Here is an 18,677-nt window from a genome sequence, read left to right as displayed (position 1 = left end):
TGCCTGCCATCGTTTTTGGCGCCGGCTGATGCCCGCAGCCCCGCGGGCATCAGCCGGCCAGGAACTCCGGCCGCCGGTCACTCCACGGCCGAACGGCTTCCACAGCGCTGCCCACCCGGAAGACTGTCGCGTCATCGAACGGATGTCCCACGATCTGCACCCCCGTGGGGATTCCGCAACCGGCGGTTCCGCTGGGCACCGCGAGGACCGGGCACCGGTTGGCGATGTTGAAGGGCGCCGTCATGTGGCCTTCCCAGTAGTGCTCCAGGTGCCTCCCGTCGCCGGTTCCGTCAAGATCGATGCCGTCCAGATAGTCGCCGTCGGCATCGAGCGACGCCACCGCGGAGGCCGGGCAGATGAGGGCGTCGTACCCTGCCATCGCCGCGGCAAGTTCAGCCTGGATGCGGGTCTCCGCGCGCACGCCATCGAGGTAGCGGTTTTGCTCGGCAGCCCGCCGGGCGTCTGCCATAAACCTGCGGGTGTAGGAGGCGAGCGTTTCGGCGGTGCCCACGGTTTCGTCCTCCATGGCCGGCCCTAGCAGGTAGCCGAAATGGGTGAATATTGTGCGGCTGATCAGCTCCGTGGTCCAGGGAAGTTCGATTTCCTCCACCACGGCTCCGGCCTCACGCAGTGCTGACGCCACGGCGCGGGTGTTGGCTTCCACGTCCGCGGCCACCGGGTAGTTGCCCAGCCTGACACACAGTGCGATCCGCATTCCGGCGGCGGCATCAGCAGCACCCGGGGCCGAGGCCAGATGCGGTACTCCGGCAAGAGAGGTGTGGTCGCCGGGATGCTTTCCGGCCATGACGTTGGCTAGCAGCGCGGTGTCCGCCACGGTCCGGCCCATGGGGCCGTCGCCACGGTAGTGGTCCGCGGAGAGCGGAGCCAGCCCGGGAATCCGTCCGTACGGGGCCTTGAAGCCCACCGTTCCGGTGAACGCTGCCGGCAGCCTGGTGGAGCCGGCAATGTCCGAGGCTGTGGCCAGTGGAGCCAGCCCTGCCGCCAGCGCGGCCCCCGAACCTCCGGACGAGCCGCCCGGGGAGTACCGCAGGTTCCACGGATTCCGGGTGACGCCCCACAACGGGCTGTGGGTTACCGTGGCGCAGCTGTACTCGGGTGTAGTGGTGCGGGTATGGATGATGCCGCCGGCGTGCTTGATGCGTTCGATGACGGGATGGTCCGCCGCTGCGATGTCGCCCTTCCTGGCAAGCAGCCCCTGTGAAAGAGTGCGGCCACGGAGGCCATGCTTTTCCTTCGCGGCCACCGGGAGTCCCAGAAGCGGGGCGATGTCCCTGCCCCGGGCATAGCGGGTGGCCGCCTGCCTGGCGGCCACCCTGGCTTCGTCGAACAGCGTTTCGGTCAGGGCGTTGATGGACCCGTTGACCGCTTCTGTCCGAGTTATCAGCGTCTCCAGGAGCTCCAGCGGGGAAAGCTCCCGGGTCCGGAACAGCCGCAGCGCGCTGGATGCGTCGAGGTAGTGCAGTTCGGTCATGCGAGGGCTACCGCGGACGGCGCGAACGTTTCGGCCAGGGCCCCGGCCACCAGCTCGCGGGCAACCCCGGTGAGCATGTCCACCCCGGCCACCATGTCGGCGTCAGTGGTGAACTCCCGTTCGCAATGCGAGACTCCGTCCACGCTGGGGATGAACAGCATCACGGAGGGGGCCACCGTGTTCATCGCCACCGAGTCGTGACCGGCCATGGTCTGGATCCGGCGTGCGGAGAGGCCCAGGTTGGCCGCAACCTTGTCCGCCAGTTCCAGTCCGGCCTCGGGAAAGCGCCTGATGGGACGGATGTCGAAGTCCTTGACGTTGACTTTGATGTCGTGTTCGCGTGCCAGCGCATCAATGTCCTGCAGGAGCTTGGCCCGGGCTGCCTTGACGATATCCGGGTCACCTGAACGCAGGTCCGCCACCAGGTGCACCCGCCGGGCCACCACGATCGGTGAGTTCGGCTCGAGTGTCAGCTGGCCGACGGAGGAGACGATCGCCTCCTCCGCGAAGTCCTTGGTGACATCGTGGACCATGAGGATGATCTTGGAGGCGGCCACCAGTGCGTCGTGCCGGTCGGCCATGGCGGTGGCCCCGGTGTGTGACTGTTCGCCCAACACCTCGATGTCCAGCTTCTGGGTGTACCAACTGCTGTCCACCAGGCCGATCGCGATGCCTTCGCGCTCCAGGATGCGGCCCTGTTCGATGTGGATTTCCGCGTAGCCGGCGGCATCGGGTGCCTCGGCCGTGCCAAGGTACCCGATGCCTTCCAGGGCATCGCGGACGGTGACCCCCTGCAGGTCGGTGACGGCCAGCATCTTTTCCCGGTCCAACAGTCCTGCGTACACCGAGCTGCCCATGATGCTCGGTGCGAAGCGGCCGCCCTCTTCGTTGAACCAGTTCACCACAGCAAGGTTGAACCGGGGCAGCTGCCCGCCGGCAGCCACCTCCGCCTCCAGCCGCCGCGCTGCGTGCAGCGCGGCGATCACGCCGTAGGCGCCGTCGAAACGGCCCCCCAGCGGCTGGCTGTCCAGATGCGAGCCGATGATGACGTATGGCGCCCCTGGCACCCACTCCAGCAGCCCGAACATATTGCCGATTGAGTCCACACGGAGTTCCCAGCCGGCGTCGTCCACCCAGGCGGCGAACCATTGCCGGGTGAGCGCATCCTCGGCGGAGGCCGCCTGGCGGTCCACGCCGTTGTTCGCCGTGGCGCCGATGGTGGCCACGTGATGGAAGTCGGACAGGAAAGCTACTGAATTCATGGGAAAGTCCTTTGTATTGCTGAGTGAGGGGAGGGCAGGCTGCTAGCCCATCCGGCCGCGGGTTTCCGGCACCTTGGTGAACAGCACCAGGAGGAGTACGACGGCGGCCGCGGCGGCCATGTAAAAGCCCGGCGCGTGCGGCACACCGCTGCCGCCCACCAGGGCCGTGCCGATGAACGGTGCGGTGCCGCCGAACAGCGCGTAGGCGCCGTTGTAGCTGATCGCCGCGGAGGTGAACCGGGTCTTGGTGGTGAAGATCTCCACGAAGAACGTGTAGCAGCCACCGCCGTAGATGCACAGCGCCACCACGAACAGCGACTGGCCCAGGAGCGCCAGCGGCAGGCTGCCGCTGGTCACCAGCATGAAGCACGGCACGGATACCAGGGCCAGGACTGCGGAGCCGGCAATCAGCATCGGCTTGCGTCCCACCCGGTCACCAATGCGGCCGCCCAAGGGGAGCAGCACGGCGTAGAGCGCCAGCGCTGCAGCGTTGACCATCAGGGACTGTTCGCGGCTGAGCCCGCCCGACGTCTGCACGTAGGACACGAAGTAGGCAGAGAGGAAGTAGAAACCCATGGCCGTCAGGCCCATGACGAAGATGACCTGGACCATCCGCAGTTTGTTCTCCCGGAAGGCTTCGCGGACAGGGCTGAACTCCTTGGTCCGGCTGGCCTGGGCCTCGTTGAAGGCATCGCTCTCCACGGTGCGGCTCCGAATCCAGACCCCAAACAGCGCAAGCGGCAGTGCCAGCAGGAACGGAATGCGCCAGCCCCAGGCCATGAAGTCCTCGTTGGGCATGGACCTGCTGAGGATCAGGATCAGGGTCCCGGCAACTACGGAAGGCAGCGCGGTGGCGGCAATAGTGATGTTGAGCCAGAAGCCGCGGCTCTTGACGGGGGCGTGCTCGAAGACGAACGACGGCGCGCCCACGGACTCGCCGCCGGCCGAGAAGCCCTGGACGAGGCGGCAGAGCACCAGCAGCGCCGGTGCCCAGGCACCGATCTGGCCGTAGGTAGGCAGCATGCCCATGAGGGCGGTGGCCCCGCCAATGGCGATGAGGGTTATGGTGAGGACCCGGCGCCGGCCGATCCTGTCACCGAGCGCGCCGAAGAACAGGCCGCCGATGGGCCGGACCACAAAGGCGACGCCGAAAGTGGCGAAGGTGGCGAGCATAGCCGCTATCGGGTTAGTGCCGGGGAAGAACAGCTGCGAGAAAATCACCGCGGTGAGGCCGTAGAGGGTGAAGTCGTAAAACTCGATGAACTGCCCGATGCTGCCGCCGGCCAGCACGCGCTTCTGCATCTTGGTTATACCCGGGCGTGCGCTGGGGGTGCCGGGTTCAAGGACGGGAGCACCGGTTGCTGCTGCACTCAGGACTGCTTCGGGTGCCTGCTGGGGTTGAGGGTGGATCTGAACCACTGAATCTCCTTTGATCAACATGGTTGTCCCGCGTTCGGAGGGGTTTGTGCACGCCGTGACCGGAAGGGCTTGACCCTTCCGGGAACCCTGCTGCGACCCGCGCTGGATCTACTGTGTGTGATCCATTCCACATCTGTCCAATTGATTGATCTGGACTACCCGATAGATTCCGTCAATGACGCTGCCGGTCCTGCCGATCCGTATACCCGGTGGCACGTTTCCTCGAATGCCAAAGTCCGGCGGGTCGGCTGCACCCCTTCGGGCCGGACCAGCATCACCTCGATGGGCGGAAAGTTGTCCGTCAGTGCCAGCACCACCACCTTCCCGCCGGAATAGGTCATGTCGTTGTTCAACCGCTGGTTGAGCATGGCGTAGCCGTGCCCCTTTGCCACAAACGACCGAACAGTCTCGTACCCCGCAAAGCGGTGCCGGACGTTCGGTACGACACCAGCCAACGCGTAGAGCTGCTCGTAGTACTCGCGGCTGTGGGGAAGGTCCAACACCACGGAGGGTTCGCCGTCGAGGTCCCTGAGCGCAATGCTCCGGTCCGGGCGCGCCGCGGCAGGGTGCGCTGCGTGCACCAGGACGTGGGGAGGAACGCGGTCCAGGACCTTGTAGGTAAAACCGCGGCCCAACCCCAGTCCGTACATGAGCGCAACATCGCATTGGCCGTCCAGCAGGGCGCTTTGGAGGGTGGCGAGGTCGGCCTCCAGGAAAGATACTTCCACTCCAGGATGCTGCACCTCGAAGGTTTGCAGGATGGCCGGGAGCCGGAAGGGTGCCAGCGGCGCGAACACGCCCACTTTGAGTTCGCCCACCAGGCCCGCAGCAAGCCCGCGGGCAGACTCGTAGAGGGAATCGGCATGCTCCAGCAGCACTTTGATGTCCTGGGCAAGGTGCCTGCCGGAGGGTGTGAGGCGCAGCCCCCGGGTGTGCAGCCGTACGAAAAGTTGGGTGGAAAGGCTTGACTCCAACTGGGCGATCGCCGTGGACAGCGTTGATTGCGTCACCAGCAACCGTTCGGCGGCCGCCGTCATGTTTTCGAGCTCCGCAACCACCGAGAAATAGCGCAGCTGCGTGAGGGTGAATGGCTTGGCCATCAGTTAGTATCCATATCCTGCGGCACGGGCCGCCTTTGAAGTCCGGTAGGTCCGGGATGACATGTGTTCAGACCGTCCGAAGCCTGTGGAGGAGCAGCGCCACGTGCAGTGACGTGCGGGATTCGGCATCCTCCAGGTCCAGGCCCAGGAGCTCCTCGAGCCGCGCCAGCCGGGCATACAGGGTGGGCCTACTGAGATAGCCGCTGCGTGCCATGGCTGCCTTGTTCCCGCCCGAGTCAAGGTACTGCGCCAGAAGGTCCAGGTGTCCTCCCTGGCCATGCGCTTCGGCCTGCAGCACTCCTTCCAGCTCGGATTCCACGAACTGCTGGACGCGCGGGTCATTCCGCAGGAGTGCCAGCAGCCCACGCAGGCGCACGTCCGTTGCCCGGTAGAAAGGTTTCCGGGCACCGCGCAGGGTGGCTGAGGTTTCCGCGACATGCGCTGCCTCATCAATCCCGGCCGCTGCATCAAGCAGCGTTGAACGTGCCTGGCCCACGCCGATGTTCCACCCCGGTGAGACGCTGTCCGGCTGGCGGTCGAGGGCATTGGCCAGGCGGTGCAGCGTAGGGTCTTCCAACTGCTTCGCCGGCAAGGCAAGGATCATCCCCACCGACCCGGAATGGATGCTGGCTGTCAGGGCTGTGCCGGAAATGGACTTGAGGGCGCGGCCCAGCTGCTCAAGGAGAACCCGCTCCTCCTCCTGGCCGGCAAGCGGATCGCGGGAGGACGGCCCGCCGGCCCGCGATCCCGGCCCGGCAGGGGCGGCTGCCTGCGGGCCCACTCTGCGGAACACCACCGGCATGTACAACGGGGAACGTTTCAAACCCAGGGCTCCTGCCCGGGCCAGTGCCTCGGCTTCATCGAGGCCGCGCGGCTGGCGGAGCGTATTGAGCAGGCCCGCCTGGGCCTGCTGGCTAAGTTCCCGCCGGTCCCTTTCGGCGAGCCGGTTGATCGCCAGCGCCTGTGCCGCACGCTCAAGCACCATCCCCGCCAGGCCGTCGTCGTCCACTCCGAACGGAACTACCAGCCTTCCCCAAAGCTGCCGCTGCAGTCCCACCCGGGTCTGCAGCCAGTCCTCTGCTCCCGCGCGCGCCGTTCCGGCCGGCGAGGGGGTTGTGCGGGACCGCCGCTCCCAGTCCTCCAACAGCTCGGTTGCCGAGTGGCCCGGGGCTGAGAAGGCAAGGACCAGGTGGGACAGGTCCTCCAGGACCACCGGAGCGCCGATCAACTCAGCCGCCTTTTCCACTACCAGCTCCGTCCCGGCATTTTCCAGGCTCAGGAGCGTGAACGCCTCGTGGACATCGCGCGCGTGTTCCACGCGTTCCAGCTGTTCGGCAACAATCATCCGGTGCACCACCTCCGTAACCTGGACGAAGCGGACCCGCCGCTGCACCACGGCAACCGGCAGGGTGGTCCCTTGCGCCGCCGCCCGCAGCGCGGCCAGGCTGCGGTCACGCTTGCCGGTGAGTTCGACGACGAGACCGGCGGCTCCCGCCTGTTCCAGCGACGCCACAAATGAGGCTGTCAGCCCGGGGTCCTTTTCCAATTCCAGGCCGGTAGTGAGGACCAGTTCCCCGCCGGCAAGCAGGCCGGAAATATCCAGCACTTCGCTGACGTGCACCCAGCGGACAGGCAGGTCCAAGCGGCTGGAACTGCCCAGGAGCTGGAGGGCGCCGTCCTGAAGCACAGGCAGCGCAAGGACGTCACGAACCGAGGGGAGCATTTACAAAGTGTAAACGATCCTGTGATTTGCCTTACACACCGTCCCTTACGCCCGGCACCGGCTCCCTAAAGACTGGACGCATTGCACGCCCATCAAGGAGAAACTTTGAACACGATCGAGCACTGGATCAACGGCAGCTACGTCCCGGTCGGGGACCGCACCGCTCCGGTCACCAATCCTGCCACCGGCAAGGTCACCGGACAGGTGGCGCTGGCCTCCAGCCAGGAATGCGATGCAGCCGTGGCCGCCGCCAAGGCCGCTTTCCCCGCCTGGCGGGACACGTCCCTTGCCCGCCGCACCCAGATCCTTTTCGCCTTCCGAGAGCTGCTCAATTCCCGGAAGGGCGAGCTCGCAGCCATCATCACCTCGGAGCACGGCAAAGTCCTGGATGACGCGCTGGGCGAAGTGACGCGCGGCCAGGAGGTCGTCGAGTTCGCCTGCGGCATCCCGCACCTGCTCAAGGGCAGCTACACGGAGAACGCCTCCACCAGCGTCGATGTCCATTCCATCCGCCAGGCGCTTGGTCCCGTCGCGGTCATCAGCCCCTTCAACTTCCCGGCCATGGTGCCTATGTGGTTCTTCCCGCTTGCCATCGCGGCCGGCAACACAGTGATCATCAAGCCCAGCGAAAAGGACCCCACGGCCGTCAACTGGATGGCGGAACTGTGGAAGGAAGCGGGGCTTCCAGCCGGCGTCTTCAACGTCCTGCACGGCGACAAAGTCGCCGTTGACGGCCTGCTGAACAACCCCGATGTAAAGGCCGTATCCTTCGTCGGCTCCACGCCGATCGCCAAGTACGTCTACCATACCGCTACGGCCAACGGGAAGCGCGTCCAGGCCCTCGGCGGCGCGAAGAACCACATGATTGTCCTTCCTGACGCGGACCTTGACCTGGCTGCAGACGCCGCAATCAACGCGGGCTTTGGTTCCGCCGGAGAACGCTGCATGGCCATCTCCGCCCTCCTGGCCGTGGGCGACATCGCAGACGACCTCGTCGCCAAGATCGCCCAGCGCGCCGCGGCACTTCGCACCGGCGACGGACTGCGCGGCTGCGACATGGGCCCGCTCGTCACCGCCCAGCACCGCGACAAAGTGGCCGGCTACATCGACGCCGGCGAAGCATCCGGTGCCACTGTCGTCGTCGACGGCCGGAACATCGCCGCGGACGCCGAAGGCGACGGTTTCTTCGTGGGCCCCACCCTCTTCGACAACGTCACGCCGGACATGTCCATCTACCAGGACGAGATCTTCGGCCCGGTCCTGTCCGTGGTCCGCATGGACACCTATGAGCAGGCGCTCAACCTGATCAATAGCAACCCCTACGGAAACGGCACGGCAATCTTCACCAACGACGGCGGGGCAGCCCGGCGCTTCGAGAATGAAGTGGAAGTGGGCATGGTGGGAATCAACGTCCCGGTTCCCGTTCCCATGGCCTACTACTCCTTCGGCGGCTGGAAGAACTCGCTGTTCGGCGACACCCACGCGCACGGCACGGAAGGCGTCGGGTTCTTCACCCGCGGCAAGGCGGTCACGTCCCGTTGGCTGGACCCCAGCCACGGCGGCATCAACCTCGGCTTCCCGCAGAACGCATAAGCGCCAAGACTCCCGAGAGGAAACTGCAATGACCTCAACCATTGAGTCCGGTCCGCTGCCGGACATTGATCCTGCCATCTCCCGGCGTGCCTATGAACTGGACCGCAAGCACGTCTTCCATTCCTGGTCCGCCCAGGACCTGCTGGATCCCATGGTTATTTCAGCTGCCGAGGGATCCCATGTCTGGGACGGCGACGGGAACAAATACCTGGACTTCTCCTCCCAGCTGGTGAACACCAACATCGGCCACCAGCACCCCGCGGTGGTATCCGCGATCGCGGCGCAGGCCACCAAGCTGTGCACGATTGCGCCCAGCTATGCCAACGACGCCCGCTCCGAAGCGGCCCGCCTGATCGCCGAGCGGACGCCCGGGGAACTGGACAAGGTGTTCTTCACCAACGGCGGCGCCGATGCCAACGAACACGCCGTGCGGATGGCCAGACTGCACACCAGGCGCCACAAAGTGCTCTCGGCCTACCGCTCCTACCATGGCGGCACCCAATTGGCAGTCAACCTCACCGGCGACCCCCGGCGCTGGCCCAGCGACAACGGCAGCACCGGAACGGTCCACTTCTTCCCGCCTTACCTGTACCGTTCGGCCTTCCACGCCACGACGCAGGAAGAGGAAAGCCAACGTGCCCTCGCCCACCTCGAACAGCTGATCAGCATGGAGGGCCCGTCCACCATCGCAGCGCTCATCCTGGAGTCCATTCCCGGAACTGCAGGCATCTACATGCCTCCGCCGGGCTACTTCGAGGGCGTCCGTGAGCTCTGCACCCGGTTCGGTATCGTCCTAATCGCAGACGAAGTCATGGCAGGCTTCGGCCGAACGGGCAAGTGGTTCGCAGTAGAGCACTTCGACGTGGTGCCTGACCTGCTCACCTTCGCCAAGGGCGTCAATTCCGGCTATGTCCCCCTGGGCGGGGTGGCCATCAGCCCGGAGATCGCCGCCACATTCGGGCAGCGGACCTATCCCGGCGGCCTGACCTATTCCGGCCATCCACTGGCTACGGCAGCAGCGGTGGCCACCATTAACGCCATGGAGGACGAGCGTATAGTCCAGCACGCGGCCACCTTGGGTGAGACGGTGATCGGTCCAGCACTCAGCGCCTTTGCGGAGCGGCACAGGTCTGTCGGCGACGTCAGGGGCGTCGGCGTGTTCTGGGCCATCGAGCTTGTCCGCAACCGGGAATCCCGGGAACCGCTGGCACCATACGGCGGGTCCAGCCCGGAAATGAACCAGCTTGTCGCCGCGTGCAAGTCCCGGGGCCTGCTGCCGTTCGCCAACTTCAACCGCATCCATGTGGTTCCGCCCTGCAACACGAGCGTGGCGGATACGAAGGCCGGCCTGGCCATCCTGGACGAGGTGCTGGAGATCGCTGACGGTTTCGCAGCCTGACGACGCTCACCGCCGCCGGCGGCGGGTTCTTGCCCCCGCGTCACCCGGCGGCGGTGAGGAACTCCTTCAGCAGCGGCCCGGAGGTGGTCGCGCCCAGTCCGCCGTCCTCCACGAAGACGGCCACGGCAAGGTCTCCGTGGACAGCCACGATCCACGCGTGCGTCTTCGGGGGATTCTCCTTACCGAACTCCGCCGTGCCGGTCTTGGCCCCTACTGGAGCGCCCGGAACGCTTGAAAGGAAGCCGGCATGCCCCGAGGTGACCACGGCGCGCATCATTTCCGCCAGGGAGGCAGCCTCCGCTGCCGTGATGGGCTCGGCTGAAGCCGTCACCGGAGCCTCAGCCGTTGCTGTGGCCGAGGGCTGGGCGGCCGGTGCCGTGGAACCGCTCGTTGTCCCGGCGGCTGCAGCGCCGCCGCCGGGATTCATCACCAGCTGCGGCGAGACGGGCGCACCCTTGGCCACGGAACCGGCCATCATGGCTGCTGCCAGGGGCGAGAGCAGCACCTTGCCCTGGCCGATCATGGAGGCGGCATGCTCCGTCCCTGTCGCCTCCCCGGGAACGGATCCCAGGAACGCCTCCGCCCCCAGTGAAGGTGCCTCGACGGCGATTCCCATGGCCAGGGCGGCGGCTTCCAGCTGCCCCTGCGACACAGTGTTCCTGGCGGCGATGAACGCCGTGTTGCAGGAGTGCGCAAAGGCGTCGCGCAGGCTGACGGAGCCGAGGGAGCCCTCCGGGTAGCCTTCGGCGTTCTTGAACGTCCGCCCGTCCACTGTCAGCGTGGGCGTGCATTCGACCTTGGAGTCAGGAGTCAATCCGTTGCGGAACATCGCCAGGGAATCCACCATTTTGAAGATCGATCCCGGCGCGTACTGGCCCAGCATGGCGGTGTTGTAGCCGTTGCTGCCCGGACCCGACGCCACGGCCAGGACTGCGCCGCTGGAAGGGCGCAGCGCCACGATGGCGGAGGCCGGAGCGACGCCTTGCAAGGTGCTTTCGGCCAACGACTGCAGCCTCGGATCGATGGTTGTCTTCAGCGGCGTTCCCGGCGTGGGAGCCACTTCGAAGAGGACCCGCCGGGGGTCCGTTGCCGCCGACTGGATCTGTTCGCGGGTCAGGTCCGCGCGCTGGGCGCGGACCACGACGGCGTCCGTCCCCCTGAGCTGTTCGTCGTACTGCTGCTGCAGCCCGCCGATGCCTGTCACGTCCCCCGCGGTCAGGGCGCCTTCGGAGGCTTCAATCTGCTCTGCCGTGGCCTCGCCGACGGTGCCGAGGACGGCGCGGGCGAAGGTCCGGCTGGGCGCCAGCGGCACCGAGGCGGGAATGGCACGGGCACCGGGAATGGCAGCGATCTGCTCATTGGTGATGGTCCGGCCCTCTTCCCGCAGGGTGATCGCGGAAACGAAGGCTTCGGCGCCGGAGGCCTGCACCTGCTGGACGTAACCGGCCGGGTCAACGCCGACGAGGGCGGCGAGCCTGGCGGCAGAGTCTGCGGGGTCGGCACCCACCAGCTGGGGCTTATCGATACCGACGTTCACCACCGGCCGGTACGTGACCAGCGGGACATCACCGGCTCCGAGGATGTCCGCGCGCTGCGGGGACTGGGAGCCTTTGGACAGGATCTCGCTGTCGGCAAGGCCGGGCGCCAGCGTGGCGGGGTCCCAGACCGCAAGCCACTTGTCCCCGGACTTCCGGAACTTTGCCGGAACCGTGTACTTCCACTCCGCCTCGCCGAATGTCCAGGTGTAGTTCAGGGGCGCGGAGGCATTGTCCCCGTCAAGGGTTACGTCGCCCGCTTCAACCGCCGGCTTCAGGGGGTCGAGTGCAGCAAAGACGTTTCGCAGCTGGTCATTGGCGGCTGCGGCGTCCTTGCCCTCGAAGGCCACCGGCCCCACGTCCAGGGACGATACGGCTGTGGCGAACTGCCTGGCTGCCGCTTCGGCCCCGCTCCTGCCGTCGTCACAGGCCACCAGCGACGTTCCCAGGATCAGCACGGCGGCGGCCATAGAAAGTTTTGTTGTTTTCCCCATCCGGTTATTATCACCCGTTGCGCCCAGTGCAATTGGCCATTCAGGGGCCCTTCGCAGGCGGCCCGCTTTCCTAGGGCGTGTTCAGGCCCAGCGCGGGAACGGGCAGTTGGAACATGTCCTTTAGCGCATGCGTTGCCGCGTGGAGGCCGGGCATGCCCGTAACCCCCGGGCCGGGCGGCGTGGAGGAGGAACAGAGGTAGACGCCCCGCAGCGGGGTGCGCCACGGGTGCCGCGACACCACCGGCCGCTGGACCAGGCCGCGGAGGTCCATGGTCCCGGCACTGAAGTCCCCGCCGATGTAGTTCCGGTTGTACTCTGCCAGCTGCGCCGCGGTAACCACGTTCGTGTCCAGCACCAGGTCCCGGAAGCCCGGGGCAAACCGTTCCAGCTGGGCGGTGATCGCCCCGGACATGTCCTTGGTTGAGCCGGCAGGTACATGGCAGTAGGTCCACAGCGTGTGGCGCCCGGCGGGAGCCCGGCCGGGATCGAAGCGTGAAGGCTGGGCCACCAGCACATACGGCCGCTCGGGGTGGCGGCCCGCGCTGACTTCGTTTTCCGCATGCGCGAGTTCGGCCCTGGTGCCGCCCACGTGGACTGTTCCGGCCTCTGCCAGTTCCGCAGCTGTCCACGGCACGGGGCCGGAAAGAATGAAGTCCACCTTGCATGAGCCGTTCCCGTAGCGGAAGGACTCCAGGGCTTTGCGGTAACGGTGGGGAAGGGAATTCCCGGCCATGTCCGCCAGTCCCCGCGGCGCTACGTCAAGCAGGGTGGCCCGGGCGGCCGGGAGGTCCTGCAGCCGGTTTATCGGGGCGTTCGTGTGGAGGACCCCGCCGTGCGCCCTGATGTCCTCCGCCAGGGCGGCGGCAATGGCGGCGGAACCACCCAGGGGAATGGGCCACCCTTCAGCGTGGCCCAGCGCCCCCAGCATCAGTCCCGCCCCGGACGCGGCCAGTGACGGCAGGTGGGACACGGCGTGGGCAGCGACGCCGCTGAGGAGGGCGGGGGCAAGTTCTTCACGGAACCGGGTGTTCCACAGTCCCGAGCCCTGTTCCAGGGTCCGCAGGCCGAAGATGCCCGCAGCGACGGGATTCCGGGGGACACGGAAGAGCTGGTTCTGCGTGAAGTCCATGACGTCGTCAATGGCGCGGACCAGAGGTCCCATGAGGCGCCGGTAGGCGGCCCCGTCCCGCCCGAGTCCCGCTGCCGTCCGGTCAAGCGACCGGTAGGCAAGGGCGGACCGGCCGCCGTCCAGGGGAGAGCCGTAGGACAGCGCGGGAGTCGCGAGTTGCACCCGCCGGGACAGCTCGAAGGCGCGGAAGAAAGGCGATGCCAGGGCCATGGGATGGACGGCAGAGCAGACATCGTGGAAGTGTCCCGGCTGCATGAGTTCCGCAGTGCGCGTCCCGCCGCCGATTGCAGCCGCAGCCTCGAAAACCTCTACCGAGAGCCCTGCCCGTGCCATCACCGCTGCGGCTGCCAGCCCGTTGGGTCCGGAGCCCACTACCGCAACGTCAGGCATCGGACGCGGCCTTCCGCCGGACGCCCCGATCCGCCGCCTTCCGCAGGTTCAGGTGGAACCGGTCCGGGGCGCCGGTGAAGGGTCCGCCGTGGGGATCGTCCAGGTGGTGCCGCCGGATGGGATCGTAGGTGGGGTCGTAGATGTCCCACGTCACCCGTGCCATCAGGTAGGCAACGGCCACCATGTGCGCCGCCACGGCCAGGACGTAGTAGGGCATATCCAGGTTGTGCTGGGAGGAACCTGCGCTGGTCACCTGTCCAAGGTACATCCACACCGCGGCCCAATGCAGGCCTTCGACGCCCTGCCAGACCAGGAAGTCCCGCCACCGCGGCCTGGCCAGCGCGAGCAGCGGGATCAGCCAGACAACATACTGCGGTGAGTAGACCTTGTTGGTGAGGATGAATGCCGCCACGGCCAGGAAGGCCAGTTGGGCCAGGCGCGGGCGGCGCGGCGCTGTGAAGGCGATCAGTGCGATCAGGACGCAGGCCGCGGCAAAAAAGCCGAGCGACAGCAGGTTCACCGCGTCGGCGCCCAGTTCCTGCCCCCTCAACCTGTTCAGCAGCAGGTTGTAGGCAAACCACGGTGAGCCGTACCCGGCGCCGCGGTCGGTTGAGAACTGGAAGAAGTATGCCCACCCGGAGGGATTTGCGACGGCGAACGGCAGGTTGACTGCCAACCACGCGGCCCCCGCGGCGCCCGCCGTCTTCAACAGGGGCCGGAAGCGGCCGGTCCGCACGGCGAGCAGGAGCATGGCGCCCAGGATGAGCAGCGGATACAGTTTCACTGCCGTGGCCAACCCGATGAAGACTCCCGCAAGAACCAGCCGTTCCCGCGAGAAAAAATACATCCCCACCGCGAGCAGGGCCACCGCCCAAAGATCCCAGTTAATGGTGCCGGCCAGGACGATGCCCGGGGCCAGCGCCACCATGGCTGCGTCCCAAGGGCGGCGGCTGGTCATCCGGGCCGTAGCCAGGACGGCAACCACCGTGACGGCGGCCAGAAGCGCAGCATTGATATCGAAATAGGCGAGCATCCGGGCGTCCGCCACTCCGGTCCCGGGAACCAGCCATGCCGTTACCCCCGCGATCATGCCGGTAAGGACCGGGTACTCAAACAGGCTTCCGCTGCCCGCGATGGGAAACTGTCCGTCCGCGAGCCCGCGGTTCCGGAAGAGTTCCGGGAAGTCTGAGTAGCAGGTGGCGTAAAACTGGGTGGGGGATTCCCATCCGTTGGCGCGGCAGTAGCCCTTGAGCAGGATGCCCGCGAGTGCCGCCAGCACGGTCAGCAGGATCAGTACACGTTCCACAGTGAAGACGCCGGGGGAGACGATTCCTGGAGATGCCCTGGATCCCAGGGGGCCGCCCACAACTTCAGTGAAGTTCCTCAGCAGGACATCGCTCCGGCTGGGAACCACCAGGTGCAACCTTCCTTGGTGCTCCGGCGGCTGGGACTCCTGCATGGCTTGAGCTTACCGCCGCACCGGGCAGGTACAGGGCGGGCACGCTTCCCGCGGACGGGCCGTGGTCCACGTGCCTGCCGTCCCGCCTACCGCGTACCGCCGATCTGCTGGTGCAGCAGGACGAAGACGTCTTCGCGCTGCTTCTCCAGCAGGGGTTCGTTGATCAGCCTCCTGCCGCTGCGCCGGCCTTGTGCCGGCAGCAGGAGTTTCCGGAACTTTCTCATGGGTATCACCTCCTTTTGTACTGGCTGGCCCGCAAACCGGGCGCGGCAATTAATCCCTTTTCGCTAAATGCAATTGGGACTGGAATTAGGGCGCAAAAAACGCGCTTAGGAATAACCGGGATTAGGCAGAATTGCCGAACAAAACAGCGCGCGGACCGTTGGTTGGCAAGGCAGGGGGCACAGCGGGCTAAGGAAAGAGCGTGGCTCCGGCTTTACGGGCCGACTCAGGGGTCCTGGCTATGGCGTTGCACGTGGGAGGACGGTCCACCCAAACCAAGCAAGGCTAGGAGCCCGCGTGTCCCCAAAATGGGCGCGCAAAAGCATCAGAGGCCGGGGCCGCGGTGACGTTCATCTTCCGTCCGCTAGTCAAAGTAATCATTTTCCCAACCTCCTTTTCTGCTCTGCCATTGCTTAGGCCTTGGGCCTTGCAACATGCGCCGATACCCCCGGCAGACGCCCTGGGGTCAGGAACAAAACTACACTATGGCGAAGTATATCCGCCAGTAAGAAAACAAAAATAAATCCAACAAATTCCAGAAACCTTTAAAGGCCCCAGCGGACAATAGCGGGTGTCCTTTTGTCCCAGCCCAGCGTGCAGACCTTGGCGGTGCCCAGAATGAAATGGCGGCCTTCCATGGGCGGCAATTCCAGCCAACGCGCCGTGAGGATTCTCGAGAAGTGGCCGTGGGCCACAATCAGCACGTTATCCATGCCGGATTCCAGCACCCGGCCAATGATTTTGTCCGCCCTGGCCGCAACCTCGTCCAGCGTTTCGCCATTGGGAACCCCGTGCGTCCAGATCAGGTAGTCGGGGTTGTCCTTTCGGATCAGGTCGGAGCTGATGCCTTCGTAGTCGCCATAGTTCCATTCGACGGCAAGGGGTTCATGCTGGGCATCAGGGAAGCCGGCCAGCTCTGCTGTCCGCCGTGCCCGCCGCAGGGGAGACGTGAGCACCAGGTCGAAGTCGACGGGATCCAAGACCTTACGGGCCTCCACGGCCTGCTGTTCGCCCTCGACAGTCAACGGAAGATCCGTGAGCCCGGTGTACTGGCCGCTCTTGGACCATTCGGTCTCGCCGTGGCGGAGGATCCACAGCTGGGGGCGCGGGGCAAGGGCGGGAATTGTCACTTGGACTCCTCAGAAGGGAAAGGCTCGACGGCGGCGGGAGGCGTTCCAGCCTCCGCCGCGGCAGGTGCGGGTGCGGGATCGGCTTCAACGGACGCGGGTTCAGCTTCATCCGGGGTGGATTCCGGTTGTTCGGTCCACCAGCGGAGGAGCCGTGCTTCCGCTACTTCCGTGGGCAGGGGCCCGTTCTCCATCCGCTCATTCAGCAGGAACTTGTAGGCGCGGCCCACCACCGGCCCTGGTTTGAGCCCCAGCAGGGCCATGATCCGGGCCCCGTCCAGATCGGGGCGGACAGCCTCCAGCGACTCCTGTTCGCGCAGCGCGGCGATGCGGGCTTCGAGGTCGTCATAGGCGAAAGCGAGGCGTTCGGCCTTCCGCTGGTTGCGGGTGGTGACGTCCGAGCGGGTGAGCCGGTGCAGCCGTTCCAGCAGCGGCCCGGCATCGGTCACGTAGCGGCGGACTGCAGAATCGCTCCAGCCGGCGTCTCCGTACCCGTAGAAACGCATGTGGAGTTCCACGAGGCGGGCAACAGCTTTGGTGGTGTCGTTGTCGAAGCGCAGCGCCTTCATCCGCTTGGAGGTGAGCTTGGCTCCCACCATGTCGTGGTGGCGGAAGCTCACGGCGCCGCCCGGTTCAAAGCGGCGCGTAGCCGGCTTACCGACGTCGTGCATTAATGCTGCGAAGCGCAGCACGAAGTCCGGCCCCGGCACGGAGCCTTCACCGTCCGTCTCCAGCTCCGCTGCCTGCTCCAGGACCTGCAGGGAGTGCTGGTAGACGTCCTTGTGCCGGTGGTGCTCGTCAGATTCCAGGCGGAGCGCGGAAACCTCAGGCAGCACGAACTCCGCGAGCCCCGTATCCACCAGCAGGTCCACGCCGACGCGCGGGCGGGCGCCACAGATGAGTTTGACCAGTTCGTCCCGCACGCGTTCCGCGGAAATGATGGTGATCCGCTCCGCCATCTGCGTCATGGCCCGCCGGACGTCGTCGTGCACGGATACGCCCAGCTGGGCGGCGAACCGTGCCGCGCGCATCATCCTCAGCGGATCGTCGGAGAAGGACAGCTCGGGTGCCCCCGGGGTGGCCAGCACGGAGGCATGAAGGTCGCGGACCCCGCCGAAGGGGTCCACCAGTTCCAGTGAGGGCAGCTTCAGGGCCATGGCGTTGATGGTGAAGTCGCGCCGGAGCAGGTCATCGGTCAAGGACGAACCGAATGCCACCACCGGCTTCCGGGAATCGGGATCGTAGGCCTCTGCCCGGTAGGTGGTGATTTCGATCTGGAAGCCGGCTTTGCGCATGCCGATCGTGCCAAAGGCCCGGCCGATCTCCCAGTAGTTATCCGCCCACTTCTTGATGAGTGCCACGGTCTGGTCCGGGGTGGCGTCGGTAGTGAAGTCCAGGTCCGGGGACGTCCGGCCCAGGAAAAGGTCACGCACCGGTCCGCCTACCAGGGACAGTTCGTGGCCGGCGTCCACGAAGCGCCGGCCGAGCTCCAGGACCACCGGGTCCACTTGGAAATCGACGGTCTGGGAATCAGTCTTGTGATGTGCGTGCGCCATAGTTACTTAAGCTTGGCAGAAATCAGCGTGTCGGCAGGCCAAATTGGGGTCAAGATCGCACGGAATCGCTCGGTGCACGGCAAAGTGCGTCATATGCCGTCCATGTTGGTGTCATGTTCCGGTCATCACGAACGGGCAACAGTCGTTAGAGTGGACTCCATGGCCCATCCAGTACCGAGCGCTCCAGGCAGGAGGACAAACGCGCCAAAGCCATCGGCAATTGGTGCGCACGTTGCGCCTGCCCAGCATTCGGCACCGGCATCCCTGCCTACGGTGGAGGAGGTCTCCGCCGGCGGCGTCGTGGTGGACACGTCCGACGCCGAATTGAGGGTTGCGATTATCGCCCGCCTTAATCGCGGCGGGCGCCTGGAGTGGTGCCTTCCCAAGGGCCACCCGGAGGGCAAAGAAAACAACGAGCAAGCCGCGGTCCGCGAAATTGCCGAGGAGACCGGCATCGAAGGCGACATCCTCGCACCGCTGGGAAGCATCGACTACTGGTTTACCGTCAGCGGCCATCGAGTGCACAAGACGGTCCATCACTACCTCCTGCGAGCCACCGGCGGCGAGCTCACCATCGAGAACGATCCGGACCAGGAAGCCGTGGACGTGGCCTGGGTTCCCATCCAGGAACTGGCGCGCAAGCTGTCCTTCCCCAATGAGCGCCGGATCGCCGATCTGGCCAGGGACGTCCTTCCCGGGCACCTTTAGGGCTGCAGCCGCTCCGGGCAGCCGGTGCCTGCATTGCGGCTTTAACTGCCTTTGAGTGAGACGATGAAC

General features: G+C 66.1%; 14 protein-coding genes. 3 read left to right on the top strand and 11 right to left on the bottom strand.

Features of this window, described 5'->3' with window-relative positions:
• Positions 1-49 precede the first annotated feature (49 nt).
• The 5 genes from Q9R30_RS17135 to Q9R30_RS17115 all read right to left on the bottom strand — a co-directional run bounded on the left by Q9R30_RS17135 (position 50) and on the right by Q9R30_RS17115 (position 6,996).
• Positions 50-1,492: an amidase gene (locus tag Q9R30_RS17135; protein ID WP_311218344.1), complete on the bottom strand. Its 1,443-nt coding sequence runs from the start codon at positions 1,490-1,492 to the stop codon at positions 50-52.
• Complete coding sequence (locus Q9R30_RS17130) at positions 1,489-2,754, bottom strand: M20 family metallo-hydrolase (protein WP_311218343.1); 1,266 nt, start codon at positions 2,752-2,754, stop codon at positions 1,489-1,491. The genes Q9R30_RS17135 and Q9R30_RS17130 overlap by 4 nt, the downstream gene beginning before the upstream one ends.
• 42 nt (positions 2,755-2,796) lie before the next feature.
• The gene (locus Q9R30_RS17125) at positions 2,797-4,173 is read right to left on the bottom strand and encodes an MFS transporter (protein WP_311218342.1); all 1,377 of its coding nucleotides are present in this window, start codon (positions 4,171-4,173) and stop codon (positions 2,797-2,799) included.
• A 155-nt stretch (positions 4,174-4,328) separates the two neighbouring features.
• Positions 4,329-5,273: a LysR family transcriptional regulator gene (locus Q9R30_RS17120; protein ID WP_104999525.1), complete on the bottom strand. Its 945-nt coding sequence runs from the start codon at positions 5,271-5,273 to the stop codon at positions 4,329-4,331.
• A 67-nt stretch (positions 5,274-5,340) separates the two neighbouring features.
• A complete protein-coding gene (locus tag Q9R30_RS17115) occupies positions 5,341-6,996 on the bottom strand; it encodes a PucR family transcriptional regulator (RefSeq protein WP_104999526.1) in 1,656 nt (551 codons plus the stop codon).
• 105 nt (positions 6,997-7,101) lie between these two features.
• On the opposite strand from Q9R30_RS17115, the gene Q9R30_RS17110 reads away from it, so the two are divergent.
• The gene (locus Q9R30_RS17110) at positions 7,102-8,589 is read left to right on the top strand and encodes a CoA-acylating methylmalonate-semialdehyde dehydrogenase (RefSeq protein WP_311218341.1); all 1,488 of its coding nucleotides are present in this window, start codon (positions 7,102-7,104) and stop codon (positions 8,587-8,589) included.
• A 28-nt stretch (positions 8,590-8,617) separates the two neighbouring features.
• A complete protein-coding gene (locus Q9R30_RS17105; RefSeq protein ID WP_311218340.1) occupies positions 8,618-9,988 on the top strand; it encodes an aspartate aminotransferase family protein in 1,371 nt (456 codons plus the stop codon).
• Positions 9,989-10,028: 40 nt separating this feature from the next.
• Here the strand turns inward: Q9R30_RS17105 and Q9R30_RS17100 are convergent, their stop codons facing one another.
• From Q9R30_RS17100 to Q9R30_RS17075, 6 genes are all read right to left on the bottom strand, one after another.
• A complete protein-coding gene (locus Q9R30_RS17100; protein WP_311218339.1) occupies positions 10,029-12,017 on the bottom strand; it encodes a penicillin-binding transpeptidase domain-containing protein in 1,989 nt (662 codons plus the stop codon).
• A 70-nt stretch (positions 12,018-12,087) separates the two neighbouring features.
• Positions 12,088-13,536, bottom strand: coding sequence for an NAD(P)/FAD-dependent oxidoreductase (locus tag Q9R30_RS17095; protein WP_311218338.1), 1,449 nt, complete (start codon positions 13,534-13,536; stop codon positions 12,088-12,090).
• Positions 13,529-14,995, bottom strand: a complete 1,467-nt coding sequence (locus Q9R30_RS17090) for a glycosyltransferase 87 family protein (protein ID WP_311218337.1) — start codon at positions 14,993-14,995, stop codon at positions 13,529-13,531. Before Q9R30_RS17090 ends, Q9R30_RS17095 begins: the two co-directional genes overlap by 8 nt.
• Before the next feature lie 86 nt (positions 14,996-15,081).
• A complete protein-coding gene (locus tag Q9R30_RS17085; protein ID WP_311218336.1) occupies positions 15,082-15,219 on the bottom strand; it encodes a hypothetical protein in 138 nt (45 codons plus the stop codon).
• 543 nt (positions 15,220-15,762) lie between these two features.
• Positions 15,763-16,347 (bottom strand): histidine phosphatase family protein, encoded by a 585-nt coding sequence (locus Q9R30_RS17080; protein ID WP_104999532.1) that lies wholly within the window; start codon positions 16,345-16,347, stop codon positions 15,763-15,765.
• Positions 16,344-17,900 (bottom strand): CCA tRNA nucleotidyltransferase, encoded by a 1,557-nt coding sequence (locus Q9R30_RS17075; RefSeq protein ID WP_311218335.1) that lies wholly within the window; start codon positions 17,898-17,900, stop codon positions 16,344-16,346. Before Q9R30_RS17075 ends, Q9R30_RS17080 begins: the two co-directional genes overlap by 4 nt.
• A 159-nt stretch (positions 17,901-18,059) precedes the next feature.
• Between Q9R30_RS17075 and Q9R30_RS17070 the strand changes: the two genes are divergently transcribed.
• The gene (locus Q9R30_RS17070; protein WP_104999534.1) at positions 18,060-18,608 is read left to right on the top strand and encodes an NUDIX hydrolase; all 549 of its coding nucleotides are present in this window, start codon (positions 18,060-18,062) and stop codon (positions 18,606-18,608) included.
• Positions 18,609-18,677 lie beyond the last annotated feature (69 nt).

This window comes from Arthrobacter sp. AB6, assembly GCF_031844545.1.
Classification (GTDB): domain Bacteria; phylum Actinomycetota; class Actinomycetes; order Actinomycetales; family Micrococcaceae; genus Arthrobacter.
The sequence above is the reverse complement of the archived record's forward strand: the minus strand, read 5'-3'. Positions and strand labels throughout refer to the sequence as shown.